This is a genomic window from Isoptericola sp. GX10416, assembly GCF_056590155.1.
In genome coordinates this window covers 1-23722 of the sequence record NZ_JBWPVO010000023.1, presented here as the reverse complement: position 1 = coordinate 23722, position 23722 = coordinate 1, and the positions used below count along the sequence as shown (strand labels likewise).

Below are 23722 nucleotides of genomic sequence, written 5' to 3'. Positions count from 1 at the left end.
TGCTGGGTGACCAGACCCACCAGGGCCCAGCGCACCGCCGCCCGCGAGAGCTTCGCCCGCGGCTCGGCCGCCCTCGACGTGTCTTGGCGCCACACCCGCCCGCAGCTCTCGCAGCGGTAGCGGCGCACCCTGATCAGCAGCGTCGTCGGCCGCCACCCGAACGGCTCATGCGCCAGCCACCGGGTCACCGTGCCCCGCGGCGTGCCCTCGGCCCCGCACCCGCGGCAGAACGCATCATCGGCGCGCGCCACGACCCGGCAGCACAGCGTCGCCCGGTCGGGCTCCAGCCGTTGCCCGACCACGACGAGACCGAGCTCGTCCAGGCGCGCGAAGGTCGCAAGGTCAGGGGCAGCGAAGGTAAGTTCAGGCACGTCGAGGTCTTCCAGATGGTGAGCGTGAGAACTTCCATCCTGGGGGACCTCGACCCGTCCCCGGAACCGGCTCAGCCAGCCAGCGCTACACCCTCATCTGCGTTGAGCCGACAAAGCCGCTGCCTCGGGAACTGGCCGAGGCAGCGGAGTGGCCGCTTGAAAGCTGGATGAACCTGTACATCACGCCGCCGCCAGATCGAGGCCAAGCGGCTCTGATTCCCGTGCTGGCGTGGCCCTTCCTAATGTTCCAGAACCTGTTCGCGAACATCGCCGACGGTCAACGGTGGCTGCACCACGAGACGGCCCGCATCATCTCGTTCATCGCCTCGGGCGATTGGCCTGACGCCGAGTTCGAGCGTGTGTTCCCTGGGCCAGCCTGGTCCTCCTGGCCGCAGGTCGACCAGGACGGTGTCGCTTCCGGCACTCTTGGCTGACAGGCGCAGTATCTAGGTGGTACCCGCCCACGACGTTGGTGCCGGTCGGGTACATCTAGTCGGCGTCTACTGCGCGCCGCTGGCCAGACGCTGCCCCTAGGCTTCGGGCTTCAAGACCCAAGGTCGAGCCACTAAAGATGCCCCAAAATCGGTCGGTTCCGCCACCTGTAGGGCCGCTGCGTACGATCGCGTCACGCGACGGACGGTGCGGGGGCGGCGACCGCCCGCGCACCGGTTCAGCCCTTGCCGAGCGTCGAGCCGGCCTTTGACTTCGCCGGCTTGCTCGAGGAATCGCTCGCGAGCGTCTTGCCCGCCTTGGACAGAGCGGACTGCGAGGGCTTCCCAGACTTCGACGACTTCGCCATGACGTCACCTCCGTTCGCCAGAAGTCCAGCAGGAGGCTCTGACACGGTCGTTCTGGGCCGCTCAGAGGGTGCGCTCGACACCTGGAGGAAGGCCCTTGTTGGCTGTCCACGATTCGGCCCATCCGAAGAGCTCTTCCGTGGCGCGCGTCATAGCCATAAGGATCTCCAGCCACATCGACTCTGGGACCGCTTCTTCCGACGCCGGTAGACGGAAGGTCATCGTGCGCTCGTTGGGATCCGCCCGAAGCCAGCCTGCCCGAATGTGCTCCTCCGAGAGATGCACCCATCCAGACGTGCGCTGGTATACCTCCTTCGCCCATCCATGAGTCTCGCTCGCCAGCTCCATCAGGTGGGCGTCGGTGAGGGCCTTACCTGCGTCGTCCCTCATCTTCCGGAACTGGACCCCCTCGAGGAGACGCCGGCATACCTCATCTCCGTTCGCGCAGGTCGCGATGTAGTGCGCCCGGACCAGGGTGTCGATCTGCATGCGAAGGAGTGGCGGCGCCACGTAGATATTGAAGCGGTCGACTGCATCGATCAGGCCGTCGACCAGGCCGTAACTCCTCTGGAGCATCGAGAGCATCACCATGTCGACGGTCCAGAGTCGTCCGTCCGCCTTGATGATGCGGCGGCGATCGAGAGATGGTGCGAGCGGAGACGGTCGAGTCGTGCACGGGGTTGTCGCAGAGCGGGGAAGCGAACGGCACTCGACCCCGCGTCCATCGAGCGCGGCATCCTTGGGTTGGTCCGTACTGCGTTGAACGCGGACTCGGTCTCTTCCACGCGGTGAGACTAGTAGGCCCGATCTTGGCAGACCAGTCCGTGGCCTGCGGCCCAGCGCCAGGAACGCAGCCCCACGGGGTGCGGACGCAGCCCGCGCGGTCCTTGTCGCCCCGCAGGGGCGCCCGCCAGGGGTTCATGCATGTACGGCCTCGAGCAGGCTCGGCGCCTGCGTGCCGGGCCGCCGTGTGCCGTGCTTCTTCAGCATGCGGTTGACGGTCGATCGCGACCAGGGAACGCGATCGGCGATGGCCCGCTCGGACAGCCCTTGGTGGTGCAGTTCGAGGATGACGGCCGCCTGCTCGTCGCGGGCGAACTGCTGGACGGCGACGTCGGGCGCCGCAACGGCGCTCGACGCGGGTGGACGTGGCCGTGGGCTGTGCGTCCCCGGCTCCCAACGCGACCGGGGCCGTCGTGGGCGCAGGTGTGGGCGTCGGGGCCTGGTCGATGTCGTGGCCCCCGCAGCGCGTGCCACGGCGTGCGGCCGCCGATGCGCCGAGAGCGTCGAGACGTTCTCCGTGCCGGGCGGCGGCCTCGAAGCGATCGACCCAGGCGCGCGTGCGGACGTCGAACTCCTCCACGGCAAGCAGCTTCAGCGCGCGGTCGCGCGCGGCCTGCTGGCGCCGGTGGGCGGCGCGGACACGGTGGGCATCCGCACGGCTGCCGGCATCGTCGCGGCGCGCGTCGCGCCACCGTTCGGCGCTGACGATGAAGCGGTGCACGCGCCGGTGACCAGGTGGCGCTCACCCACCAGGGCCAGGTGCCACACAAGCGCGGCGACCAGGGGCGGCACGAACCGGAACGCGACCATGTAGGGCGTCGAGCCGTGACGGCGACCTCGTGCAGGGCAGCGAACAGCCCGGAGGTGCCCGACAGGATCCAGGTCAGCGTCAGCAGCACCCCGTAGGGCCGGCCGTCGAGGGCGGCATTGCGCGCCATGAGCGCCACGGCGATCAGGGCGACCTCGAGGAACCCGGCCAGCAGGTACACCTCGGCCGGGTCCATGCCAGCGACCTCGAGGCCGAACAGCACCATGCCGCGGTAGGCCAGTGCGATCGCTGCGCGCCCCCGCGCGTCAGGGCGGCGGCGCCACCGCGTCGAGCAGGACGTCGAGCGCCCGGTGCGCGGCCTCGCGCGCTCCCGCGTCACCGTCGCGCTCGGCGAGCGACAGCGCGGCCTCGTTCATCGCGCCGGAGAGCTGGGCGGTCAGCGCGTCGAGCAGGGCCGCGGGCACCCCCGCCTCGGCGAGGGCTTCCCGCAGGTGGACGGCCGACGACTCGGCGTCCTGAGCCCGCCACTCCTGCCACCCGACGACGGCGGGCGCTTCCACGAGCAGGATGCGCACCATCCGCGGCGCGGTGATCGCGTCGAGGAACGCGTGGCTCCCGGCCCGCAGCCGGTCCGCGGGTCCGCCGTCGGCGGCCTCTGCGGCTTCGACGAGAGCCGCCGCGACCTCTCGCTGCAGGTGCGCGGTCACCGCCCGGAACAGGCCGGCCTTGCTCCCGTAGTGGTGATAGACGGCCCCCCGCGTCACCCCGCCCGCGGTGGCGACGTCGTCCAGCGCGACGGCGGCGTAGCCCCGGTCGGCGAACAGGTCGGCGGCGATCTCCACGAGGCGGCGGGCCGTCTCGGCGGCCGCTGCGGCGGTGGCGCGTGGCATGGGTCCTCCTGACATGCACAGCGTATGTATAGTGGTTTACGTACGCAGTGTATGTCTTCGAGGAGGCGCCATGTCCGTCACGAGCTTCTACCCCGTCATCATGTCCGCGGACGTCAGCTCCGCCGCCGACTTCTACCGCCGCGTCCTGGACTTCGAGACCACGTTCGAGGCCGACTGGTACGTGAGCCTGCGCCGCGGCACCTTCGAGCTGGCCCTGCTCGACGCCGATCACCCCACCGTGCCCGCCGGGTTCGGCCGGCCCGTCCAGGGGTTGCTGCTCAACCTGGAGGTCGAGGACGTCGACGCGGAGCACCGGCGACTCGTCGACGAGCACGGTCTGCGGCCCGTGCTGCCGCTGCGCGACGAGCCCTTCGGGCAGCGCCACCTGATCGTGGAGGCGCCCGACGGCGTCCTCGTCGACGTCATCCAGCCGATCGAGCCGTCGGCCGAGTTCGCGGCGGCCTACCGCGAATGAGCGCTCAGGCGACCGGGTCGCGCACGATCGGGCACGTCATGCAGTGCCCGCCACCGCGCCCGCGGCCCAGCTCCCCGCCGACGATCGTGATCACCTCCACGCCCGCACGGCGCAGCTCCGCGTTGGTCAGGGTGTTGCGGTCGTAGGTGAAGACCACCCCCGGCTCGACGGCGACCGCGTTGTTCCCCGAGTCCCACTGCTGACGCTCCGAGGCGTACACGTCCCCCGCCGTCTCGACCACGCGCAGCCGGTCCAGCCCCATGGCGCGCGCCACGACGTCCACGAACGGTGTGCCCCCATGGTCCGTGACCTCCACGCCCGGGGCGCGGTCGCTCGGACGCAGCACGTAGGGCCGGATGTTGTCGACGATCGTCGGGTGCACCGTCACCAGGTCGCGGTCGGCGAACGTGAACACCGTGTCCAGGTGCATCGCCGCCCGGAGCCGCGGCATGCCGGCCACGACCACCTGGTCCGCCGCCCCGCCGTCGAACAACGCCTTGGCGAGCTGGCTGATCGCCTGGCGCGACGTGCGCTCGCTCATGCCGACCAGGACGACGCCGGAGCCCACCGGCATCACGTCGCCGCCCTCGAGCGTGGCCTGGCCCCAGTCCTGCTCCGGGTCGCCCCACCACACCGTCGCGTCCCGGTACTCCGGGTGGAAGGAGTAGATCGCCTTCATCAGCAGCGTCTCGTCCTTGCGCGCCGGCCAGTACAGCGGGTTCAGCGTGAGCCCGCCGTAGATCCAGCACGTGGTGTCGCGGGTGTACAGGGTGTTCGGCAGCGGCGGCAGCAGGTACTCGCGGGCGTCCGGCGCCTCCTGGGCGAGCGAGACGTAGTCCGTGCGGTAGTCCGCCGGCAGGTCCGTCGTCGACAGCCCGCCCACCAGGGACCGCGCCAGATCCGACGGCGACAGCGAGTCGAGGTAGGCGCGCGTGCCCTCCACCATGCCCAGCCCGACGCGGTTCGGCACCACCTTGCGGTCCAGCAGCCACGCCCGCGCCTCCGGCAGCGCCATGGTCTGGGCGAGCAGGTCGTGGAGCTCGACCACCTCGACGCCGCGGCCGGTCAGCTCGTCGACGAAGTCCTGGTGGTCACGCTGGGCGGCCTCCACCCACATCACGTCGTCGAACAGCAGGTCGTCCGAGTTCGTCGGCGTCAGCCGCTCGTGCGCCAACCCCGGCGAGCACACCAGGACCTTGCGCAGCCGACCCACCTCGGAGTGGACGCCGTACGTCGCCGCACCGCTCGCTCCTGCACTCATGCTTCTCCTTCGCTCCCGCCGTCCCGCCTGCTCGGCCGCGGCGTGCAGCGCCGTCGGGCACCCGTTCTTCGCGATCCTGGCAGGCGCGGATGGGCCTCGCACCCTGACGACCGCTGCCCTCCGTGGGTAGGCTCGGGCGCCATGGCACTCCAGCTCGTGCAGGTGAACTTCAAGGCCCGCGACGAGGCGGCGCTCGGGCGGTTCTGGGCCGACGCGCTCGGCTGGAGCCTCGACAGCGAGGGCCCCGGGGTGGCCAACGTCGAGCCGCCGGGCTTCGACTGGCCGGACCCCTCCGCCGTCTGCGTCGACGTCGTCCGGGTCCCGGACCCCGAGACCGTGCGGTACCGCGCGCACCTCGACCTCGCCACGACGTCGCAGGCCCACCAGGCGGAGCTCGTCGCGCGGTTGCGCGACCTCGGGGCGCAGCCGGCGGACATCGGCCAGGGCGACGTGCCGTGGACCGTGCTCGCCGACCCGGAGGGCAACGTGTTCTGCGTGCTGGAGCCGCGGCCGCTCTACCAGGACACCGGCCCGATCGCCGCCGTGGTGGTCCACTGCGCCGACCCGCGCGCCATGGCTCGGTTCTGGGGCGAGGCGACGGGCTGGAAGGTCCACGAGGTCTCCGACGACCACGCCCGGCTGCGCGCCCCCCAGGACGTCGGCCCCTACCTGGAGCTGGTCCGCACGCCCGCGGAGACCGCCTGGACCCGCGTGCACCTGGACCTGCTGCCGTACCCCGGCGACTCCCAGGCCGCCGAGGTGGAGCGGCTGCGGTCGCTGGGCGCCACGGACGCCGACGTCGGCCAGGGCGACGTGCCCTGGGTCTGCCTCGCGGACATCGAGGGCAACGACTTCTGCGTCCTGGGGCGGGGCTGAGGCGACCCCGGCCCGTCGACGCCCGGTCTCAGAGCACCCGTGCGAGCGCGTCGAGAGCCGCCGTCGGGTCCGGGCCGACGGGGATCATGACCACGCAGGACGCCCCGGCGTCCCACCGGGCCGCGACACCGCCCTGCACCTGCGCGGGCGTCCCGGCCAGCGCGAGGTCGTCGAGCCACTCGTCCGGCAGGTCCCGGACGAACTCTGCCCGCGAACCCGCTCGGCGGCGCAGCGCCCGGAACTCCTCGGCGAACGGCAGCGGCGCGACGTGCGGGTCCCAGTCGGGCTCCCCGATCCACTCCAGCCCGGGACGTGCCGTGTCCCGCGCACGCGCCGCGTCGTCGTCGACCGCCGCGACGTCGTAGGTGACGACCCGGTGCGGGCCCGCGGCGGCGACGTGGCCGAGCGCGGCCCGGACGTACGCGGGGGCGCACGGCTCCGCGAGGACGGTGCCGTCCGCCTGCCGCCCGGCCAGCGCGAGGGACCGCGGCCCCCGCACGCCCGCCAGCACGCGGGGGGTCGTCGTGGGGACGACGGCGGGTTCCAGCCGCACGCCGTCCAGCGCGACGTAGCGAGCGGTCCCGTCGAGCTCGACGACGTCACCCCGCACCAGCGCGCGGACAGCGCGCAGGTGCTCCTCGAGCAGCGTGAGCGGGCTGCTGGGCCACGCCCCCGCGGACCGCATCCAGCCCGGCATGCCGTGCCCCAGGCCGACGTCGACCCGGCCCGGGAAGAGCTGGCCCAGGGTGGCGACCTCCATCGCCGTGAACGCCGGGTTCCGCGCTGCGGCGGGCAGGACGCCGACCCCCACCCGGATCCGCTCGGTCGCCGCGAGGACCGCCGCCGCCTGCGCCGTGCCCCCGCGGAACCCGAGGTCCTCGACCACCCAGAGCTCGTCGAAGCCGTGCGCGTCGGCACGCCGGGCGAAGTCGAGGACGTCCCCGGCCGGCAGGTCCCGGGGCAGCATCACCCCGACCGCACGTTCCGTCGTCGTCTCGGAGGGTGCCACGTGGTCTCCTTCGTCGTCGGGCTCACCCGCGATCATGCCAGCGCCGGACATGCTGTTACGCGTTCGTGACAATCGGTGCCTCCGCGCGGTACGTTTCTGCATGCCTCGCCACGCCGCGAGGCACGTCGCACGGGCGCCGAGCCCTGTCACCGTGCGTCGTCGACCGAAACAGACACGGGGCGGGGGAACCAACGACGGGCGCCACGGCGTCCTTGGGGTGAAGCCGACCGCGCAGCGCGCGGCGGCCGGGTCAGTCTCCGACCCGAATCCGACAGCTAACCCCGAAGGCGCCAGGAGATGACGATGACCCGCTCCACCCGCGCACGCCGTGGCCGGCACTTCGCCGAGCCCCAGCCCCGCGCCTCCCGCGCTTCACGCACGACCCCGCGACCGGCGGCACGACTGGCACCACGTCCCGGGAAGGTCGGCGCCGGGTTCGCCCTCGCGCTCGCCACGGCGTCCGCCGTCGTCGCCCCGGCCGTCCTGCCGGAGGAGGCCAACGCCGAGGGGACCGGGACCACGACCCTCGATCCCGCGGCCCTCGCCGCCGCCGAACGGGCGGTCGCCGAGCGCTCCGACCGGTCGGCCTCCAGGTCCGGCACGGCCGCCCGGTCCGGCGTCGCGATCGTCGTCGACCGGGAGGCCAAGGTGTCCCGGGACGGCGACCGCGTCGACCGGGACTCGATCGAGATCGTGCCGGCCGACCCCGCCCCGGCCGCGCCGGACGAGCAGGTCCCGCCGCCGGGCTGCGACCCGAGCATCGACCCGCAGGGCAGCAACGGCCGCCTCTCCACGGCCGACCTCTGCGCGCCGTGGGCCGGCGCCGTGCTCCTGCGCGCCGACGCCGCGACCGCTCTCGCCGCGCTGAACGACGCGTACACCGAGCAGTTCGGCGAGCAGATGTGCATCACCGACGGCTACCGCAGCTACGACCAGCAGGTGGTGCTCAAGGGGCAGAAGCCCGGCCTCGCGGCCACCCCGGGCACCTCCAACCACGGCTGGGGCCTCGCGGTCGACATCTGCCCGGAGTCGTACGCCGGCGACCGCTGGGCCTGGCTCGCCGAGCACGGCCCCGCGGCGGGGTGGACCAACCCGGCCTGGGCACGCCAGGGCGGTGCGGGACCCTACGAGCCGTGGCACTGGGAGTTCTCCCCCGCCGCGTGACGGGTCGCGTCACTCCACGGTGACGGACTTCGCGAGGTTGCGCGGCCGGTCGACGTCCTCGCCCAGCGCCACGGCCGCGTGGTAGCCGAGCAGCTGGGTGGGGATGGTCAGCAGGATCGGGTCGAGCTCGACCTCGTTGCGCGGCACCTCGATGCGCGCCGTCGCCGCGTTCCCGAGCTCGACGCCCGGGTGCGTGATCGCGACGACAGCGCCGCCACGCGCCCGGATCTCCTGGGCCGCGGTGATGTTCCGCTCGACGAGGTCGTCGTCCGGGATGATCGCGACCGAGGGCAGCTCCGGGCTGATGAGAGCGAGGGGGCCGTGCTTGAGCTCGCTCGTCGGGTACGCCTCGGCGTGCCGGTAGGTGATCTCCTTGAACTTCTGGGCGCCCTCGCGCGCCACCGGGTAGCCCCGGACGCGACCGACGAAGAACAGGCTCGGCGCCGTCGAGAGCTCCTTGGCCGCGGCGGCGAGCGACTCCTCGCCGGCGAGGATCTCGGCGATCTGGCCGGGGATCGCCCGCAGCCCGGCGATGATGCGCCGGCCGTCGGCGAACGACAGGTCGTGCACGCGCCCGAGGGTGAGCGCCAGCAGCGCGAACCCGATCGACATGTGCGTCAGCGCCTTGGTGGAGGCCACCGCGACCTCGGGTCCGGCGTGCAGGTAGATGCCGCCGTCGACCTCCCGCGCGATGGACGAGCCCACGGCGTTGACGAGGCCGACGACGGTGCCGCCCTTGCGCTGCACCTCGCGGACGGCGAAGAGCGTGTCGGCCGTCTCGCCGGACTGGCTCACCACCACGTAGAGCGTGCTCGGCTCGATGATGGGGTTGCGGTAGCGGAACTCGCTGGCGGGCTCCGCGTCGGCGGGGATGCGCGCCAGGTCCTCGATCATCGAGGCCCCGAGCTGGCCGACGTAGTAGGCGGACCCGCAGCCCAGCACCTTGACGCGCTCGAAGCGGCGCAGGTCCCGCGGCTCGAGGTTGAGGCCGGCGAGCTTGGCGGTGCCGAAGCGGTCGTCGAGGCGCCCGGTGAGCATCCGCTCCACCGACTCCGGCTGCTCGTGGATCTCCTTGTGCATGAAGTGGTCGTGCCCACCGAGCTCCAGCTCCTCCACGGTGAGGTCGATCGTGACGGCGGCACGCGCCGTCCGCTCCTCGCCGGCGGTGAAGCTGTGGAAGCCGTCCGCGGTGACGGTGGCGAAGTCGCCGTCGTCCAGCAGCACGACCTGGCTGGTGTGCCGCACGATCGCCGCCGGGTCCGATGCGACGAACATCTCGCCGTCGCCCACGCCGAGCAGCAGCGGCGAGCCGTTGCGCGCCACCACGACGCGCTCGGGCGTCTGGACGTCGAGCACGGCGAGGGCGTAGGTGCCCACGATCTGCCCGACGGCGCCACGCACCGCGTCCTCGAGGCTCAGGCCGGTCGCGAGCTCGCGCGCCACCAGGTGGGCGACCACCTCGGTGTCGGTGTCGGAGGTGAGCTCGACGCCGTCGTCGGCCAGGCGGCTGCGCAGCGTCGCGAAGTTGTCGATGATCCCGTTGTGGACCACGTGGACGCGGCCGTCGAACGACGTGTGCGGGTGGGCGTTGCGCTCGCTGGGCTCGCCGTGGGTGGCCCAGCGGGTATGGCCGATGCCGGTGGTGCCGGCGAGGCGCGCGGGCAGCGCGGCCTCGAGGTCCCGCACGCGGCCCTGCGCGCGGACGACGCGGGACGGGTTGGCCTTCGAGCGCGGGTTGAGGACGGCGATGCCGGCCGAGTCGTAGCCGCGGTACTCCAGGCGCGTCAGCCCTTCGACGAGGACGGGCGCTGCCTGCTGGGGGCCGATGTAGCCGACGATTCCGCACATGGGTGCTGCTCCAGGGGGTGAGGGGTGGACGAGGGACGGCCGGGACCTCAGCCGTAGACGATCCGGCGGACCTGACGCTCGGTGAGCTCCGGCGCGGCCACGACGCGGTCGCGCAGCTCGGCGGCGATGCGCGCGTAGATCTCGGCGTTGCGGTGACCGGCGGCCTGCAGTGCCGTGTGGCGACGCCGGACGTAGTGCTCGACCGGTTCGGAGTACCAGGCGAGGACGTCCTCGATCACGCGCGCGGCCTCGGACGGGCTCAGGCCCGTGGTGAGGGCCACGCGGGAGACCAGCTCGGCGTCGTTCACCGGTCAAGCATGCGCTCCTGGCGCACGAGTGTCCAGGATCTGCCCGATATCGGGCACGACGGCCCTCGCCACGAGCGTCCAGGGTCCGAACGCGTAGGTTGGGAACCCCGACCCGAAGCAAGGCAGGTCTCACTTCATGTCCGACGTCACGTCCACCCAGGTCCAGCTCGCTGCCCGCCCCACCGGCTGGCCCACCGAGGACACCTTCCGCACCGTCCAGGTCACTTACGGCGACCTCGAGCCCGGCCAGGTCCGCGTGGTCAACGAGTTCGTCTCCGTGGACCCGTACATGCGCGGCCGCATGAACGACGTCAAGAGCTACGTCCCGCCCTTCAAGGTCGGCGAGACCATGACCGGTGGCGCCGTCGGCCGCGTCGTCGAGTCGGCGTCCGACGACGTCGAGGTCGGTGCGGTGGTCCAGCACCAGTACGGCTGGCGTGACGTCGTCCAGGAGGACGCTCGCGGTTTCCAGATGGTGCCGGAGATCCCCGGGGCGCCGCTGTCGCTCTACCTCGGCATCTTCGGACTGACCGGGCTCACCGCGTACGTCGGGCTCACCGCCGTCGCGGAGCTGCGCGAGGGCGACACCGTGTTCGTCTCCGGCGCGGCCGGCGCGGTGGGGACCGCCGCCGGTCAGATCGCCCGCCTGCTCGGCGCCGACCGCGTCGTCGGTTCGGCAGGGTCGGCGCAGAAGGTCGAGCTGCTCACCGACAGGTACGGCTACGACGCCGCGTTCAACTACAAGGACGCCCCGGTGCGCCGCCAGCTCCGCGACGTCACCCCGGGCGGCGTCGACCTGTTCTTCGACAACGTGGGCGGCGACCACCTGGAGGCCGCCCTGGACCGCCTCAACACCGGCGGCCGCGTCGCGCTGTGCGGCGCCATCTCGCAGTACAACGACACCGAGCGCACGCCGGGGCCGGACAACCTCGCCAACATCGTCACCCGCAGCCTGATGCTGAAGGGCTTCACGCTGCCGAGCTACATGGACCACGCCCCGAAGTTCAACGAGCTGATGACCGGCTGGTTCTCCGACGGCAAGATCGTCTACGACGAGACCGTCGTCGACGGCATCGAGAACGCTCCGCAGGCGTTCCTGGACATGATGCGCGGCGGGAACGTCGGCAAGATGGTGGTGCGCACGGCCCGGTGACCTGCGAGCGCGGTCAGAGGTCGATCCTCGGCGTCGTCCGGCGCCCCTGCAGCAGGACGCCGGCGACCAGGATGGCGACACCGGCCACGGGCATGACCAGCAGCCCCACCCGCAGGTCGCTCGCATCGGAGACGAGCCCGACGAACGGCGGCGTCAGGAGGAACCCGAACCGCATCAGCCAGGTGACGGCCATCAGCCCCGTGCCGGGACGCAGGCCCGGCAGCTCGTCGGCCGCGTGCATCGCCGCGGGGATCACCGTGGCCACGCCGAAGCCCGCGACGGCGAACCCCGCGACCGTGCTTGGGACGGACGGGAAGGCGAGCGCCAGGGCCATCGCGACGGCGACGAGCGCGCCCCCGGCACGCGCCACGGCCCGCTGGCCGAAGCGGTCGACGAACCGGTCCCCCGTCGCCCGTCCCAGGAATTCCGCCGCCATGAAGGCGATGAACGCGGTGGCCGCCACGGCGCCCGTCGCGTCGAGCGACCCCGAGAGGTAGACGGCCGCCCAGGAGTTCGTGGCCTCCTCGACCACGGTGCCGGAGATGCCGACGACGACGAACGCGGCCAGCAGGAACAGGGTGCGACCGCGAGGGACCGGCGGCACGGGGGGCCCCGAGGGGTCCGCCACGGCCCGGCGCTGCTCGACCGCACGCTCGGCCGCGGCGCGCTCGTCGCCGTCGCGACCTGGCAGGCAGTACCGCATCGCGACGAGCGCGACCGCGGAGAACAGCGCGCCGGAGATCGCGAGATGCAGGTCCAGGGGGATCTCGAGGGCGATCGCACCGGCGGACATCGCCCCGCCCACCACGCTGCCGACCGACCACAGGGCGTGGAACGAGTTGAAGATCGACCGGCCGTAGCGGCGCTGGACCCGCAGGCCGTGCGCGTTCTGCCCGACGTCGGTGAACGCGTCCGACGCCCCGGCGGCGAACAGCGCGGCGACGAACAGCCCGAGCGCGGGCGCGGCCCCGGCGCACAGCACCCCGGCCGAGGTCAGCACCGTGCCGAACGCCGCGATCCGGGCCGAGCCGAAGCGGCGGACCGCGGCACCGGTCGCGAACCCGGAGACGATCGCACCGGCGGGGAAGGCGATGACGGCCATCCCGTAGACGGTGTTGCTGAGGTCCAGGGCGGCCTTGATCTCCGGGTACCGGGGCAGGAGGTTGGCGAACAACGCACCGTTCGTGAGGAACAGGACGGCGACGGCGGCGCGCGCCCGCCGCTCCGTCCTCCCCGGACGCCCGGGCGTGGTCTCGTGGCTCATCGATCGCCATCCTCGCGCAACCTGGCCCGGCAGGCATCGCCCGCGCCGTTGCGGTGCCGGGGGACGAGGCGCACGCTGTGACGACCGAGTCAGGGAGGTGGCGTCGATGCAGGCACCCCTGCGCCCGGCTCCCCCGCCCGAGGTGCGCACCCGGGCAGGCCGGGTGCGAGGCGCGTGGCGAGGCCGAGCTCCCCGGACGGCGGCGTTCCTCGGCATCCCCTACGCCGAACCACCGACGGGCGAGCTCCGCTTCGCCGCACCCGTGCCGCACGCGCGCTGGGACGGCGTCCTCGACGCCACCGCGTTCGGCCCGACGCCGCAGCGCGGGGACAGCGGCATCACCCTGATCCCCGAGCCGTCCGTCCCGGGCGACGCGACACTGGGCGTCAACGTCTTCACCCCCGCACCCGACGTCTCCGCACGGCTTCCCGTGCTCGTCTACGTGCACGGCGGTGGGTACACCTCGGGCTCACCGGCGAGCCCTTGGTACGACGGCGCGGCGTTCGCGCGCGACGGCGTCGTGACCGTCACGCTCTCGTACCGACTCGGGTTCGACGGCTTCGGATGGATCGAGGACGCTCCGTCGAACCGCGGCGTGCGCGACTGGCTCCTCGCCCTGGAGTGGGTCCAGGAGAACGTCGCCGCGTTCGGGGGCGACCCGGACCGCGTGACGGTCGCCGGGCAGTCCGCCGGCGGCGGGGCGGTGCTCACCCTGCTCGGGATGCCCGCCGCACAGCACCTCTTCCGTGCCGCCTGGTGCATGTCGGGCGCGCTCTCGGAGGTGCCCGTCCCCCGCGCCCGTCAGGTCGCGCGACGCCTCGCGGACGCGGCCGGGGTCGCCCCGACGCTCGACGGCTTCCGGAGCGTCCCCGAGGACCGCGTCCTCGCTCTCCAGGAGTCCGCGGCCCGGCCTGCGAGGGCCGGGGCGCTCGCGGGTGCCGTCGACCAGCTGACACACGGCACGGCCCTCGGGCCCGTCGTCGACGGCGAGCTGGTCCTCGGGCCCACGGTCTCGTCCCTCCGCGACGGTGTCGGCGCCGGCAAGCCGCTCGTGCTCGGCACGGCCGACGACGAGTTCTCGATGCTGCTCGACGGGGCACGCAGAGCCCTCCGGTGGGTCCCGCCGAGCCTCGTGCTGGCCGCCCTGCGGGTCCCCCGGTCGCAGCGGCGTGCGTACCTCGCGGCGAACACCGCCCTGCGCGCCGGCGGCACGGCCCGGCTCCTGGGCCGGTTCGTCACGGACACGGTGTTCCGGCGCGTGGTGGTGGAGGTCGCGAGGGCGCGCGACGGCGCGCAGGGGCCGGCGCCGACCTGGGCGTACCGGTTCGCCTGGGCGTCGCCGACGTACGGGATCGCGCTGCACTGCCTCGACGTGCCGTTCTTCTTCGACGTCCTCGACGCGCCCGGGGTGAGCAGGATCGCCGGGGACGATCCTCCGCAGCGCCTGGCGGACGACCTGCACGGCGCGGCGTCGGCGTTCGTCCGCTCGCACGTCCCGGGGTGGACCCCCTGGACCGGTTCGGCGTGCGCGGCCCGCGTGTGGGACACGAGCGGGCCGGCCGAGACCGTGGACGGCTACGCGGGCGTGGAACCGTTGGTCCGTTCTCCCGGCGACCCGGGCGACGGCGACGGGCTCAGCGTCGCTGCCGCACCGCGAGCTCGACCCCGCGCAGCTCCGCCAGCCCCTTGAGCCGCCCGACGAGCGAGTAGCCGGGCACGGCGGACGCACGCTCGGAGGCCTGCTCGGCCAGCAGCAGGTGGCCGTGGTCCGGACGCATCGGGATCGGGGCGCCGCCGTGCTCCTCGCGGCGGAGCTCCTCGCGGACGAGGGCGTCGACGACTCCGACCATGTCGACGTCCCCCCCGAGGTGTGCGGCCTCGTGGAAGGTGCGCGGGTCGGCCTCGCGGCGCGTGGAGCGCAGGTGGGCGAAGTGGATGCGCGGGGCGAACTCGCCGACCATCGCGACGAGGTCGTTCTCGGGCAGCACCCCGAAGGACCCGGTGCAGAAGGTCAGCCCGCTGGTCGGGTTCGGGACGGCGTCGAGCAGCCAGCGCGCGTCCGCGGCCGTCGACATGATCCGCGGGAGGCCGAGCACGGGCCGCGGCGGGTCGTCGGGATGGATACCCAGGCGCACCCCGCACTCCTCGGCCACCGGGACGATCGCTTCCAGGAACTCGACCAGCGCGGACCGGAGCGCGTCGTCGTCCACGTCGGCGTAGGCCGCGAGCTCGGCGCGCAGCCCGTCGAGCGTCCACGTCTCCTCCGAGCCCGGCAGGCCCGCCGAGACCGTGGCGACCAGCCGGTCGACCGCCGTCGGCGTCATCGCGTCGAGGTGGCGACGAGCACGCTCGACCTCCACGTCGGTGTAGTCCGCCTCGGCTCCCGGGCGCTCCAGCAGGAACAGGTCGAACGCCGCGAAGGCGTCCTGGTCGAACCGCAGCGCCAGCGCGCCGTCCGGCAGCGGATACGCCAGGTCGGTGCGCACCCAGTCCAGGACGGGCATGAAGTTGTAGCAGACGACGTCGATGCCGCACGCGGCGACGTTGCGCACGCTCTGGGCGTACGTCTCGAGCCACCGCTCGTAGCCGGGCGCGCGGCGCTTGACGTCGTCGTGCACCGGGATGCTCTCGACGACGGACCAGCGCAGGCCGGCGGCCTCGATCTGCTCCCGGCGGGCGGAGATCGCCTCGACGGTCCAGACCTCGCCGTTGGGGACGTCGTGCAGCGCGGTGACGATGCCGGTCGCCCCGGTCTGACGGACGTCCGCCAGCGTGATCGGGTCGCGCGGTCCGAACCAGCGCCAGGCCTGCTCCATCGTCGTCCTCCCGGTTGCTCCGTCGCCGTTCGCAAACGTTGTCATAGGCGCGCAACGGGGTCAACCGGCCCACGTCGCGTCACGCCGACAAACGTTTGCAGCAGCGCGGTCGACCAGGCGACGGCGCACCGGCGCCCGCTACGGGACCGGCCCGGCGGCCTCGCGCACCGCCTCCGCGAACCACGACGCGATCGTCGTCGGGTGCGTGATGGCGGTCCCCACGCACACCCCGTGCGCGCCGCGTGACAGCGCGGCGGCCGCGGCGGCCGGGTGGTGCACCCGGCCCTCGACCACCACGGGGAGCGCCAGCGCTCACGGACCTCGTCCAGGAGGTCCAGATCCGGGCCGTCCGTGCGAGGACGCTCGCCGGTGTACCCCGCGAGCGTGGTGCCCAGCAGGTCCGCGCCGGCCCGCTCCGCGGCCACCGCGTCGTCCACGGAACCGCAGTCCGCCATCACCACCGCGCCGGGGTGCACGGCTCGGATCGCAGCGATCGTGGCCGCCAGGTCCCGGCCGTCAGGTCGCGGACGCCGGGTGCCGTCCACGGCGACGACGTCCGCACCGGCGGCGAGCACCGCGAGCGCATGGTCGACGGTCGGCGTGATGAGCACGCCCTCCTCGCCGTCCTTCCACAGTCCGACCACGGGCACGTCCACCACCGGGACCACGGCCCGCAGGTCGTCGATCCCCTGGATGCGCAGCGCCACGGCACCGCCGGCGACGACCGACCGGGCGACCTGCGCCGTCGTGCGCGGGTCGCGCATCGGCTCGCCCGGGTACGCCTGGCAGGAGACGGTCAGACCGCCTCGCATCGCCTCGACGGCATCGGTGCCCGTGGCGGTCATCCGTCCTCCTTCGTGGCGAGGGCCTGGCGTGCCGTGTGCGCAGCACCGACCAGCGCCGCTCGTGCACCGAGCGCCGCCGGTCGGATCTCGACGTCCGCCAGCACCTCGACGAGCTCCGCCCGCGCCGTGCTGCGCAGGACCTCCCACCATCGCGGGCCCGCCCCGGCCACGCCACCTCCGACGACGACCACGTGCGGGTCCCACACCGTGACGATCCCGGCGACGGCCCTGCCGAGCGCCGCCGCGGCGCCGTCGACCACCCGGCGGGCGATCAGGTCGCCCCGATCGGCCCGGTCGACGACGCCGTGCGCGTCGGTGCACCCCGCCTGCACGCCGGAGGCGACGAGATGCTCCGTCAGACGTTCCAGCGAGGGCACGTCGATCTCGCCCGCCTCGGTGAGGGGCGTCAGCAGGGGCGGGACGATCCCGCGGAAGTGGTGGTTCACGGTGGTGCTCCGATGTGGTGGTGGGCGGACTAGAGCAGGGCGGGCGCGGCGGCCAGCAGGGTGCGGGTGTAGTCGTCGGCGGGACGGTTCAGGACCTGCTCCGCGGGACCGCTCTCGACGATCCGTCCGCCGCGCATCACGACGAGGTCGTCCGAGACGTGGCGGACGGTCTGGATGTCGTGCGAGATGAAGACCATCCCCAGGTTCAGCTCGGCCTTGAGGTCCGCGAGCAGGTTGAGGATCTGCGCACGCACCGACACGTCCAGCGCCGACGTCGGCTCGTCGGCGACGATGACGTCCGATTCCAGCGCGAGCGCACGGGCGATGGCCACCCGCTGCCGCTGCCCTCCGGAGAGCTGCCCTGGCAGGGCGTCGAGGGCGGAGGCCGGCAGCCCGACCAGGCGGACCAGGTCCCGGACGCGGGCGTTCCGCGAGGCGGACGTCCCGACGCCGTGCACGTCCAGCGGGTCCCGCAGCGCGTCGGCCACCCGCAGGCGGGGGTTCAGGGCCGTCGTCGGGTCCTGGAACACCACGGACACGACCCGGCCGATCCGGCGCCGGATCCGCGGGGTGTAGCGCCGCACGACCTCGCCGCGGAACCGCACCGTGCCCGACGACGCGGGCTGGAGCCCCACCAGCACCTTCGCCATCGTGGTCTTCCCGGAACCGGACTCGCCCACGATCCCCAGGGTGCGTCCCCGGTGGGCCTGGATGCTGACGTCGTCGACGGCGTGCACCCGCTGGGCGCGCAGGAGCGAGCCCGTCCGGGAGCGGAAGACGACGTGGACGCCGTCGAGCTCGACGAGGGGGCCTCGCCGGCGGCCTCCGCCGTGGTGAGGGGATTCATCGGGCACCTCCGGAGACGAGCGGCTCGTCCTGCGAGACCGCAACCAGATGGTCCGGCTCGTCGGCGACCGGCTCGAGCACCGGACGCGGACCGCTGCCGGTCGAGGGGTTCGACGAGCGGGGTGCGAACCGGTCGCCGGTCGGGAAGTCACGCGGGGAGGGCACCGTCCCGGGGATCTGGTGGAGCCGTTCGGCCCGCGACTCGATGGACAGCACAGCGCCGAGCAGGCCACGGGTGTACTCGTGGCGCGGGTCGGCGAGCAGCTCCGACGTGGGCGCCTGCTCGACGACCTGACCCGCGTACATCACCGTCACGCGGTGCGCGAGCTGCGCGACCAGCGCGAGGTCGTGGCTGACGAACACCAGGGCGAAGCCCAGCTTCTCCTGGGTGCTCAACACCCCGGACGCCGAACCGGGCGCGATCGAGGTCACCGGCGGCAGCCTGATCGACCCGCAGGAGACGTACGCCGTCGGCGACACGCTGCGGTACACGTACACGGTGCGCAACCTCTCGGCCGCCACGACCACGGTGGTGCCCACCGGGAACCTGGACCACCTCGACCCGGCCGAGGCCGCGCAGAACTGCCGCTACCGCGGGCTGGGCGGCGACGCGAGCTATACCTGCACGTTCGCCCGGCACACGGTGACGGCGCAGGACGTCGCGGCCGGCGGGTTCACGCCGACCACCACCTGGACGTCGACGTCCTCGGACCACGTGACCGTCGTCGAGCACGAGGGCGAGCGGGTCGGGCACGGCTGAGCGACGGCCCGGACGGACGCCCTCGGCGGCGCGGTGGCCGCGGGCGTCCGTCAGGCGGCCAGCCTCTCGCGCACGACGGTGACGACCCGCCCGAGGTTCACCGTCCAGCCGACGCCGAACACGTGCGGGCTGAGGAAGTGCTCCCCCTCCGGATCCCACACGCGTTCCTTGACGCGCTGGATGGTGGGGATGCGGAACTCGTAGGGCACGAACCCGGCGACCGTGCCGTGCCACTCCCGCTCCGCAGGATCCTTCTGGAGCTCCTTGGTGACGGCCGCGACGACGAGCGCGAACATCACCAGCTTGAACAGGCTCGGCGGTCCGCCGCGCTTCGTGCCGTCCTTGTGCGATCCCATCGTGACCTCCGCTCGTGGGGCTGTCCGTCCATCCTGCCGCGCTCGGGTGCCCCGGTCCACAGGTCCCCGAACGCCGTCCTGTCCGGGTGCGTCCATCGCCGTGCGTGCCTACGGTGGCCGACCCGACCGACACCCGCGGAAGGAACGACCATGGCAGACACCGATCTCACCGGCCGCACCGTCCTGGCCATCGTGACGAACTACGGAGTCGAGCAGGACGAGCTCGTCGTCCCCCTCGAGCACCTGCGCGAACGCGGTGCCGTCGTGACCCTCGCCGCCACGACCACCGACGACGTCGCCACTCTCGTGGGCGACAAGGACCCGGGCCGCTCGGTGCCCGTCGACGTGACGCTCGACGACGTCGACCCCGCCGGCTTCGACCTCCTGCTCGTCCCCGGCGGCACCCTCAACGCCGACTCGCTACGGCTGGAGGAGACGACGTCGCGCATCGTGCGGTCGTTCACCGGGTCGGGCCGCCCGGTCGCGGCGATCTGCCACGGGCCGTGGGCGCTCGTGGAGGCCGGCGTCCTCGGCGGCAAGACCCTCACGTCGTACCCGTCCCTGCGAACGGACATCCGCAACGCCGGTGCCGCCGAGTGGCGCGACGAGGCCGTCTGCGTCGACGACGCCGAGGGGTGGCGGCTCATCACGTCCCGCAACCCTGGCGACCTCGACGCGTTCGGCGGCGCGATCGACGAGGCGCTCAGCGCCGTCTGACCAGGCCGGCGCGGCCGATGAGGCTCCGCGACAGAACCTGGACAGGAGAAGGGAATCGCATCATGCCTCTCGTCCAGGTCGACGTCATCAAGGACGTCTTCACCCCGGTCGGAAGCTGGAGACCATCGCCCGCCTCCCCGACGCCATGGTCAGCGTCGAGGGCGGGGGCTGGCCTCAGACGGCCGGTTCAGCCGCGGCGCGGGCGGGCCGGGAGCAGCTCGAAGACCGGGTGCCGGTCCGCCTCGGCGGCGAACTCCTCCACGGGCGCGTCGGTGCCGGCGGCGAAGTAGGGCCGCGTGGCCGGCGCGATCCGCACGTACTCGCGGAGGATCGGCCCGGCGTCCTGCGCCGGCACCTCGCGGACCAGGTACGTCTGGCGCTCGAACAGGCGGTGCAGCAGCACCCGGCCGTCGGCCCTGGCGTTGTGCACCCATGACACCACGCCGTAGGGCGACACGAGCCACCGCGAACCACCGCCGGTGACGACCGTCGCCGGGTTGGTCCGGGGCCGGCCGCTCTTGCGGCCGCGCGTCGTCAGCAGCGAGGTGCGCGGTACCAGGTGCAGGCGGACGAGCGTCCGCATGACCGTGTCCTCGGCGCGACTGACGCGGCTCGAGCGGAACTGCTTCGCGGGCTGCGGGCGGCCCGGCGTGGACGACTCCGACATGTCTCGACGGTAGACGCCTCAGCGCCGCACGTCGACGGAGAGGATCTGGTCGTCCTCCGGGCCCGGTGAGCCGCGTCCGTCCGTGTTGCTGGTGACGAGCCACAGGCGGCCGTCGGGTCCGGGCACGGCGTCGCGCAGACGGCCGTGCTCACCGGCGTAGTGGTCGGTCGAGGTGGACGGGTCGTCCACCGGCACAGCGCGCAGCACCTGGCCTCGCAGGTTCGCGATGAACAGCCTCCCGTCCAGGTGCGCCATCCCGCTCGGGCTGGCCTCCGACGGCGGCCACTGCTGCACGGGGTCGACGAACTCGTCGTCCGCGCCGGCGTCCCCGGCGCCCTCCACCTCCGGCCAGCCGTAGTTGGCACCGGGCGTGATCACGTTCAGCTCGTCCCACGTGTCCTGGCCGAACTCGGTGGCGAACAGGGTGCCGTCGTCGGCCCATGCCAGCCCTTGTACATTGCGGTGCCCGTAGCTGTACACCAGCGAACCGTCGAAGGGGTTGTCGACCGGGACCTCGCCGTCGGGCGTCATCCGCAGGATCTTGCCGCCGAGCGAGCGGAGGTCCTGCGCACGGTCCGGGACCCCCGCGTCCCCCACCGTGGCGTACAGCATCCCGTCCGGCCCGACGGCGAGGCGTCCGCCGTCGTGGACGCTCGCCGCCGGCAGCCCGTCCAGGATCGTCGTCGGCTCCCCCAGGCTCAGCGCCCCTGGTTCGCCCGCCAGGTCATAGCGCTGGATACGGTTGCCGCCCGCGGCGGTCGAGCAGACGTACAGTCGGCCGTCGTCGTCCAGCGCCAGCCCGAGGAGACCGCCCTCGCCGGCCGCCTCCACGCCGTCGACCACCCCGACCTCGCGGGGCGTCCCGTCGTCGGCCAGCTCGAGGATCCGGGCGCTGTCGCGCTCGCTCACCAGCGGCGTCCCGTCGAGCAGCACCACGGACCACGGCGCGTCGAGGCCTGTGGCGACCGTCGTGGGCGCCCCGGCCGCCGAGGTCGCCGTGCTCCCGCCGCCCGTGGCGTCCCCGCCGTCGGACGTCGTCGGGCCGCACCCGCCCAGCAGGGCGCCCGCCGTGGCCAGCAGGACCAGGCCGTGAGATGACGCCGTCGTCCGTCGTGTCCCCATGGGTCCAGCAGACTACGCCGGAGCGGCTCCTGTCAGGATGGCGCCATGGCCTACTTCCGACGCACCGGCGCCTCCATGTTCGACCCGACCCCCGCCGTCGGCGGCGCCTGGAACACCGCCGAGCAGCACGTCGCCCCGACGTTCGGCCTGCTCACCCACCTCGTGGAGACCGATCGCGCCGCCCGGGGGCGCGACGACCTCGCCGTGACGCGGCTGTCGTTCGACGTCTGGGGCCCCTACCCGCTGGAGTCGATGGAGACGGCGGTGCAGGTGCTGCGGCCAGGGCGGGGCGTCGAGCTCGTCGAGGCCACCGTCTCCTGCGGCGGACGGCGGGTGGCCACGCTGCGTGCCTGGCTGGCCGGCGTCGGCGACACGGCCGCGCTGGCGGACGGTGCCCCCGCCACGATGCCGGGACCGGACGAGACTCCGGCCTGGGACCCGACGACGGACTGGCCCGGCGGGTTCGTCGCCTCGATCGAGGTGCGTCGCAGCCTGGAGACCCCCGGGCGTGGCCGGGTGTGGGCGCGCACGGACGTCCCGCTGCTCGACGGCGAGGAGGTCGGCCCGCTCGCACGCACGGCCGGGCTGCTGGACGTCGCCAACGGCATGACCGTCCGCAGCGACCCGCGCCGCGTCGCGTTCCCCAACCTCGATCTCACCGCTCACCTGTTCCGGGCGCCGAGCGGCGGCTGGCTGGGGCTGGACACGACCGTCACGTTCGGGCCGAGCGGCGCGGGGCTCACCTCCGCCGTCCTGCACGACGCCGACGGCGCATTCGGGCGGCTGGCCCAGACCCTGGTGGTCCGGAAGCTCTCCTGAGCGTGGTGGGCGACCTGCCCGGACGGCGCGTACCGTCTCCTCGAGGAACGCCCCACCCTGTCCACGAGGAGGAAGCCGATGCCCGAGACGACCCCTACCACCGGCCCGCTGCCCCGCATCGGGTTCGGTACCGCCGCCCTGAAGGGCCGGCACGGTGCGGAGACGATCGCGGAGGCGTTGCGGACGGGCTACCGGCTGATCGACTCGGCGTTCAACTACGAGAACGAGGGAGCCGTGGGCGCGGCCGTGCGGTCCAGCGGCGTGCCCCGCGACGAGGTGATCGTCACCTCGAAGCTGCCCGGCCGCCACCATGCCCACGCCGCCGCGCTCGAATCGGTCGAGGAGAGCGTCTACCGCACCGGCCTGGACCACCTCGACCTGTACCTGATCCACTGGCCGAACCCGTCGCAGGAGCGCTACGTCGAAGCGTGGGAGGCTCTGATCGAGGCGCGCGAGCGCGGGCTGGTGCGCGCCATCGGGGTGTCGAACTTCCTGCCCGAGCACATCGACCGGCTGGTGGAGGCCACGGGCGTGACCCCCGCGGTGAACCAGGTCGAGCTGCACCCGTACTTCCCGCAGGACGAGCAGCGTGCCTACGACGCGTCGCGCGGCATCGTCACCGAGGCATGGAGCCCCATCGGGCGGGCGAACGAGATGCTGCGGGACCCGCTGCTGACGCGGATCGCCGAGGGGCACGGCGTGAGCGTGGCCGAGGTGATCCTGGCGTGGCACGCTCGGCTCGGTGTCCTGCCGCTGCCCAAGGCGACGGCGTCCGAGCGGCAGCGGCAGAACCTCGCCGCGATCGACCTGGAGCTCACCGACGCCGACGTCGAGGCCATCGCGTCGCTCGCCCGGCCCGACGGCCGGACCCACGACCAGGACCCGGCGGTCTACGAGGAGTTCTGAGCCGGGCGGCTCGTCTCGCGTGCTCGCCACGGCGCAGAGACCGAACACGACATCCTCGGCGTGCAGGTGCCGCCGGATGTCGTCGACGAGACCAGGAACCGCAAGGTCGAGTCAGTTGCACAATTGGGTGCGGGATCTGGCATGACTTGACTTATCGGCTCATGCCGTCTTGACCGCGAGAGGCCTGCTGAGCTGGCAACAGCGAACCGTATCCTCGGGACATGAAGCGAACCGAGATTGGCAACCTCGAGCTGCAGGTGGCGTGCTGGGACCCCGAAGAGACTCCGGTGTGCGCCGATGCGATGGCGATGGAGCAGGTGCCAGCGAGCTAGGGCCCGTCTCCGATTCGGACACCTCGCGGTCGCGCCACCCATACTGGCTCAACGCAGATGAGGGTGTAGCCGGGGTCTGAAGCCGCCGGCTTCGAGGAGTGATCGGGCGATGTAGTGGGTCA

26 protein-coding genes, 3 pseudogenes and 1 riboswitch are annotated in these 23722 nt (G+C 73.1%); of the genes and pseudogenes, 11 read left to right on the top strand and 18 right to left on the bottom strand.

The features are described from left to right. Positions 1 to 371, bottom strand: a pseudogene (locus ACWAT2_RS19055) (ISL3 family transposase); the annotation flags it as partial. A 167-nt stretch (positions 372 to 538) separates the two neighbouring features. Here ACWAT2_RS19055 and ACWAT2_RS19050 point away from each other — a divergent pair. After that, entirely contained in the window at positions 539 to 805 is a 267-nt protein-coding gene (locus ACWAT2_RS19050) for a hypothetical protein (RefSeq protein WP_402378180.1), read from the top strand. A gap of 236 nt (positions 806 to 1041) precedes the next feature. Here the strand turns inward: ACWAT2_RS19050 and ACWAT2_RS19045 are convergent, their stop codons facing one another. The 3 genes from ACWAT2_RS19045 to ACWAT2_RS19035 all read right to left on the bottom strand — a co-directional run bounded on the left by ACWAT2_RS19045 (position 1042) and on the right by ACWAT2_RS19035 (position 2425). Then, positions 1042 to 1170 carry a hypothetical protein gene (locus ACWAT2_RS19045; RefSeq protein WP_402378178.1) on the bottom strand — a complete coding sequence of 43 codons (129 nt, stop codon included), beginning with the start codon at positions 1168 to 1170 and terminating at the stop codon, positions 1042 to 1044. A 61-nt stretch (positions 1171 to 1231) separates the two neighbouring features. Next, positions 1232 to 1756, bottom strand: coding sequence for a hypothetical protein (locus tag ACWAT2_RS19040; protein ID WP_402378175.1), 525 nt, complete (start codon positions 1754 to 1756; stop codon positions 1232 to 1234). 330 nt (positions 1757 to 2086) lie between these two features. Then, the gene (locus tag ACWAT2_RS19035) at positions 2087 to 2425 is read right to left on the bottom strand and encodes a helix-turn-helix domain-containing protein (protein WP_402378172.1); all 339 of its coding nucleotides are present in this window, start codon (positions 2423 to 2425) and stop codon (positions 2087 to 2089) included. Between ACWAT2_RS19035 and ACWAT2_RS19030 the strand changes: the two genes are divergently transcribed. Continuing rightward, positions 2403 to 2765, top strand: a complete 363-nt coding sequence (locus ACWAT2_RS19030; protein WP_402378183.1) for a hypothetical protein — start codon at positions 2403 to 2405, stop codon at positions 2763 to 2765. The two genes, ACWAT2_RS19035 and ACWAT2_RS19030, sit on opposite strands and share 23 nt — an antisense overlap. A gap of 260 nt (positions 2766 to 3025) precedes the next feature. Here the strand turns inward: ACWAT2_RS19030 and ACWAT2_RS19025 are convergent, their stop codons facing one another. Continuing rightward, positions 3026 to 3610 carry a TetR/AcrR family transcriptional regulator gene (locus ACWAT2_RS19025; protein WP_402378169.1) on the bottom strand — a complete coding sequence of 195 codons (585 nt, stop codon included), beginning with the start codon at positions 3608 to 3610 and terminating at the stop codon, positions 3026 to 3028. Between the two features lie 70 nt (positions 3611 to 3680). On the opposite strand from ACWAT2_RS19025, the gene ACWAT2_RS19020 reads away from it, so the two are divergent. Beyond that, positions 3681 to 4085 (top strand): VOC family protein, encoded by a 405-nt coding sequence (locus tag ACWAT2_RS19020; RefSeq protein ID WP_402378167.1) that lies wholly within the window; start codon positions 3681 to 3683, stop codon positions 4083 to 4085. 4 nt (positions 4086 to 4089) lie between these two features. Here the strand turns inward: ACWAT2_RS19020 and ACWAT2_RS19015 are convergent, their stop codons facing one another. Further along, positions 4090 to 5346 carry an arginine deiminase gene (locus tag ACWAT2_RS19015; RefSeq protein ID WP_402378164.1) on the bottom strand — a complete coding sequence of 419 codons (1257 nt, stop codon included), beginning with the start codon at positions 5344 to 5346 and terminating at the stop codon, positions 4090 to 4092. 141 nt (positions 5347 to 5487) lie between these two features. Here ACWAT2_RS19015 and ACWAT2_RS19010 point away from each other — a divergent pair, with 141 nt between their 5' ends. After that, a complete protein-coding gene (locus ACWAT2_RS19010; RefSeq protein WP_402378161.1) occupies positions 5488 to 6222 on the top strand; it encodes a VOC family protein in 735 nt (244 codons plus the stop codon). A gap of 28 nt (positions 6223 to 6250) precedes the next feature. On the opposite strand, the gene ACWAT2_RS19005 is transcribed toward ACWAT2_RS19010, so the two are convergent. Continuing rightward, positions 6251 to 7231, bottom strand: a complete 981-nt coding sequence (locus ACWAT2_RS19005; RefSeq protein ID WP_402378158.1) for an LLM class flavin-dependent oxidoreductase — start codon at positions 7229 to 7231, stop codon at positions 6251 to 6253. A 151-nt stretch (positions 7232 to 7382) separates the two neighbouring features. Beyond that, positions 7383 to 7535, top strand: a riboswitch (cyclic di-AMP (ydaO/yuaA leader). On the opposite strand from ACWAT2_RS19005, the gene ACWAT2_RS19000 reads away from it, so the two are divergent. After that, positions 7535 to 8395, top strand: a complete 861-nt coding sequence (locus tag ACWAT2_RS19000) for a M15 family metallopeptidase (protein ID WP_402378156.1) — start codon at positions 7535 to 7537, stop codon at positions 8393 to 8395. It overlaps the preceding riboswitch by 1 nt. Positions 8396 to 8404: 9 nt before the next feature. Here the strand turns inward: ACWAT2_RS19000 and glmS are convergent, their stop codons facing one another. Next, positions 8405 to 10243, bottom strand: coding sequence for a glutamine--fructose-6-phosphate transaminase (isomerizing) (gene glmS, locus ACWAT2_RS18995; protein ID WP_402378153.1), 1839 nt, complete (start codon positions 10241 to 10243; stop codon positions 8405 to 8407). Between the two features lie 47 nt (positions 10244 to 10290). Further along, on the bottom strand, positions 10291 to 10551 hold the full coding sequence (locus ACWAT2_RS18990; RefSeq protein ID WP_402378151.1) for a hypothetical protein: 261 nt from the start codon (positions 10549 to 10551) through the stop codon (positions 10291 to 10293). A gap of 136 nt (positions 10552 to 10687) precedes the next feature. On the opposite strand from ACWAT2_RS18990, the gene ACWAT2_RS18985 reads away from it, so the two are divergent. After that, positions 10688 to 11704: an NADP-dependent oxidoreductase gene (locus ACWAT2_RS18985; protein WP_402378148.1), complete on the top strand. Its 1017-nt coding sequence runs from the start codon at positions 10688 to 10690 to the stop codon at positions 11702 to 11704. 13 nt (positions 11705 to 11717) lie between these two features. On the opposite strand, the gene ACWAT2_RS18980 is transcribed toward ACWAT2_RS18985, so the two are convergent. Further along, positions 11718 to 12968, bottom strand: coding sequence for an MFS transporter (locus ACWAT2_RS18980; RefSeq protein ID WP_402378145.1), 1251 nt, complete (start codon positions 12966 to 12968; stop codon positions 11718 to 11720). A 106-nt stretch (positions 12969 to 13074) separates the two neighbouring features. Between ACWAT2_RS18980 and ACWAT2_RS18975 the strand changes: the two genes are divergently transcribed. Further along, positions 13075 to 14658: a carboxylesterase/lipase family protein gene (locus ACWAT2_RS18975; RefSeq protein ID WP_402378142.1), complete on the top strand. Its 1584-nt coding sequence runs from the start codon at positions 13075 to 13077 to the stop codon at positions 14656 to 14658. Here ACWAT2_RS18975 and uxuA read toward each other — a convergent pair. The 5 genes and pseudogenes from uxuA to ACWAT2_RS18950 all read right to left on the bottom strand — a co-directional run. Beyond that, a complete protein-coding gene (gene uxuA / locus ACWAT2_RS18970; RefSeq protein ID WP_402378139.1) occupies positions 14603 to 15784 on the bottom strand; it encodes a mannonate dehydratase in 1182 nt (393 codons plus the stop codon). The genes ACWAT2_RS18975 and uxuA overlap by 56 nt on opposite strands. A gap of 138 nt (positions 15785 to 15922) precedes the next feature. Beyond that, a pseudogene (locus ACWAT2_RS18965) lies at positions 15923 to 16629 on the bottom strand (N-acetylmannosamine-6-phosphate 2-epimerase). Continuing rightward, positions 16626 to 17075, bottom strand: a complete 450-nt coding sequence (locus ACWAT2_RS18960; protein WP_402378136.1) for an ROK family protein — start codon at positions 17073 to 17075, stop codon at positions 16626 to 16628. The pseudogene ACWAT2_RS18965 and the gene ACWAT2_RS18960 overlap by 4 nt, the downstream one beginning before the upstream one ends. 29 nt (positions 17076 to 17104) lie before the next feature. Next, a complete protein-coding gene (locus ACWAT2_RS18955; protein ID WP_402378134.1) occupies positions 17105 to 17929 on the bottom strand; it encodes an ABC transporter ATP-binding protein in 825 nt (274 codons plus the stop codon). Further along, positions 17919 to 18308, bottom strand: a pseudogene (locus tag ACWAT2_RS18950) (oligopeptide/dipeptide ABC transporter ATP-binding protein); the annotation flags it as partial. The pseudogene ACWAT2_RS18950 and the gene ACWAT2_RS18955, both read right to left, overlap by 11 nt. Position 18309: 1 nt before the next feature. On the opposite strand from ACWAT2_RS18950, the gene ACWAT2_RS18945 reads away from it, so the two are divergent. Further along, positions 18310 to 18681, top strand: a complete 372-nt coding sequence (locus tag ACWAT2_RS18945; RefSeq protein WP_402378132.1) for a hypothetical protein — start codon at positions 18310 to 18312, stop codon at positions 18679 to 18681. 50 nt (positions 18682 to 18731) lie between these two features. Here ACWAT2_RS18945 and ACWAT2_RS18940 read toward each other — a convergent pair whose 3' ends face one another. Beyond that, positions 18732 to 19037, bottom strand: coding sequence for a DUF5808 domain-containing protein (locus ACWAT2_RS18940; protein WP_402378130.1), 306 nt, complete (start codon positions 19035 to 19037; stop codon positions 18732 to 18734). A gap of 150 nt (positions 19038 to 19187) precedes the next feature. Here ACWAT2_RS18940 and ACWAT2_RS18935 point away from each other — a divergent pair, with 150 nt between their 5' ends. Continuing rightward, positions 19188 to 19754, top strand: coding sequence for a type 1 glutamine amidotransferase domain-containing protein (locus tag ACWAT2_RS18935; RefSeq protein ID WP_402378127.1), 567 nt, complete (start codon positions 19188 to 19190; stop codon positions 19752 to 19754). 187 nt (positions 19755 to 19941) lie between these two features. Here the strand turns inward: ACWAT2_RS18935 and ACWAT2_RS18930 are convergent, their stop codons facing one another. Then, the gene (locus tag ACWAT2_RS18930; protein WP_402378125.1) at positions 19942 to 20421 is read right to left on the bottom strand and encodes a nitroreductase family deazaflavin-dependent oxidoreductase; all 480 of its coding nucleotides are present in this window, start codon (positions 20419 to 20421) and stop codon (positions 19942 to 19944) included. 18 nt (positions 20422 to 20439) lie between these two features. Then, on the bottom strand, positions 20440 to 21543 hold the full coding sequence (locus ACWAT2_RS18925; RefSeq protein ID WP_402378122.1) for a PQQ-dependent sugar dehydrogenase: 1104 nt from the start codon (positions 21541 to 21543) through the stop codon (positions 20440 to 20442). 45 nt (positions 21544 to 21588) lie between these two features. On the opposite strand from ACWAT2_RS18925, the gene ACWAT2_RS18920 reads away from it, so the two are divergent. Together ACWAT2_RS18920 and ACWAT2_RS18915 are read left to right on the top strand one after the other, a co-directional pair. Continuing rightward, on the top strand, positions 21589 to 22362 hold the full coding sequence (locus ACWAT2_RS18920; RefSeq protein ID WP_402378120.1) for a thioesterase family protein: 774 nt from the start codon (positions 21589 to 21591) through the stop codon (positions 22360 to 22362). Positions 22363 to 22440: 78 nt separating this feature from the next. Further along, entirely contained in the window at positions 22441 to 23268 is an 828-nt protein-coding gene (locus ACWAT2_RS18915; protein ID WP_402378117.1) for an aldo/keto reductase, read from the top strand. Positions 23269 to 23722: the final 454 nt, after the last annotated feature.

What these genes read in the sequence shown, in the direction of transcription:
- ACWAT2_RS19020 (WP_402378167.1), top strand. Translation starts at nt 3,681, where the DNA reads ATGTCCGTCACGAGCTTCTACCCCGTCATCATGTCCGCGGACGTCAGC.
- ACWAT2_RS19045 (WP_402378178.1), bottom strand. Translation starts at nt 1,170, where the DNA reads ATGGCGAAGTCGTCGAAGTCTGGGAAGCCCTCGCAGTCCGCTCTGTCC.
- ACWAT2_RS18935 (WP_402378127.1), top strand. Translation starts at nt 19,188, where the DNA reads ATGGCAGACACCGATCTCACCGGCCGCACCGTCCTGGCCATCGTGACG.
- ACWAT2_RS18930 (WP_402378125.1), bottom strand. Translation starts at nt 20,421, where the DNA reads ATGTCGGAGTCGTCCACGCCGGGCCGCCCGCAGCCCGCGAAGCAGTTC.
- ACWAT2_RS19010 (WP_402378161.1), top strand. Translation starts at nt 5,488, where the DNA reads ATGGCACTCCAGCTCGTGCAGGTGAACTTCAAGGCCCGCGACGAGGCG.
- ACWAT2_RS18915 (WP_402378117.1), top strand. Translation starts at nt 22,441, where the DNA reads ATGCCCGAGACGACCCCTACCACCGGCCCGCTGCCCCGCATCGGGTTC.
- glmS (WP_402378153.1), bottom strand. Translation starts at nt 10,243, where the DNA reads ATGTGCGGAATCGTCGGCTACATCGGCCCCCAGCAGGCAGCGCCCGTC.
- ACWAT2_RS18940 (WP_402378130.1), bottom strand. Translation starts at nt 19,037, where the DNA reads ATGGGATCGCACAAGGACGGCACGAAGCGCGGCGGACCGCCGAGCCTG.
- uxuA (WP_402378139.1), bottom strand. Translation starts at nt 15,784, where the DNA reads ATGGAGCAGGCCTGGCGCTGGTTCGGACCGCGCGACCCGATCACGCTG.
- ACWAT2_RS18925 (WP_402378122.1), bottom strand. Translation starts at nt 21,543, where the DNA reads ATGGGGACACGACGGACGACGGCGTCATCTCACGGCCTGGTCCTGCTG.
- ACWAT2_RS18985 (WP_402378148.1), top strand. Translation starts at nt 10,688, where the DNA reads ATGTCCGACGTCACGTCCACCCAGGTCCAGCTCGCTGCCCGCCCCACC.
- ACWAT2_RS19015 (WP_402378164.1), bottom strand. Translation starts at nt 5,346, where the DNA reads ATGAGTGCAGGAGCGAGCGGTGCGGCGACGTACGGCGTCCACTCCGAG.
- ACWAT2_RS18980 (WP_402378145.1), bottom strand. Translation starts at nt 12,968, where the DNA reads ATGAGCCACGAGACCACGCCCGGGCGTCCGGGGAGGACGGAGCGGCGG.
- ACWAT2_RS18920 (WP_402378120.1), top strand. Translation starts at nt 21,589, where the DNA reads ATGGCCTACTTCCGACGCACCGGCGCCTCCATGTTCGACCCGACCCCC.
- ACWAT2_RS18975 (WP_402378142.1), top strand. Translation starts at nt 13,075, where the DNA reads ATGCAGGCACCCCTGCGCCCGGCTCCCCCGCCCGAGGTGCGCACCCGG.
- ACWAT2_RS19000 (WP_402378156.1), top strand. Translation starts at nt 7,535, where the DNA reads ATGACCCGCTCCACCCGCGCACGCCGTGGCCGGCACTTCGCCGAGCCC.
- ACWAT2_RS19050 (WP_402378180.1), top strand. Translation starts at nt 539, where the DNA reads ATGAACCTGTACATCACGCCGCCGCCAGATCGAGGCCAAGCGGCTCTG.
- ACWAT2_RS19025 (WP_402378169.1), bottom strand. Translation starts at nt 3,610, where the DNA reads ATGCCACGCGCCACCGCCGCAGCGGCCGCCGAGACGGCCCGCCGCCTC.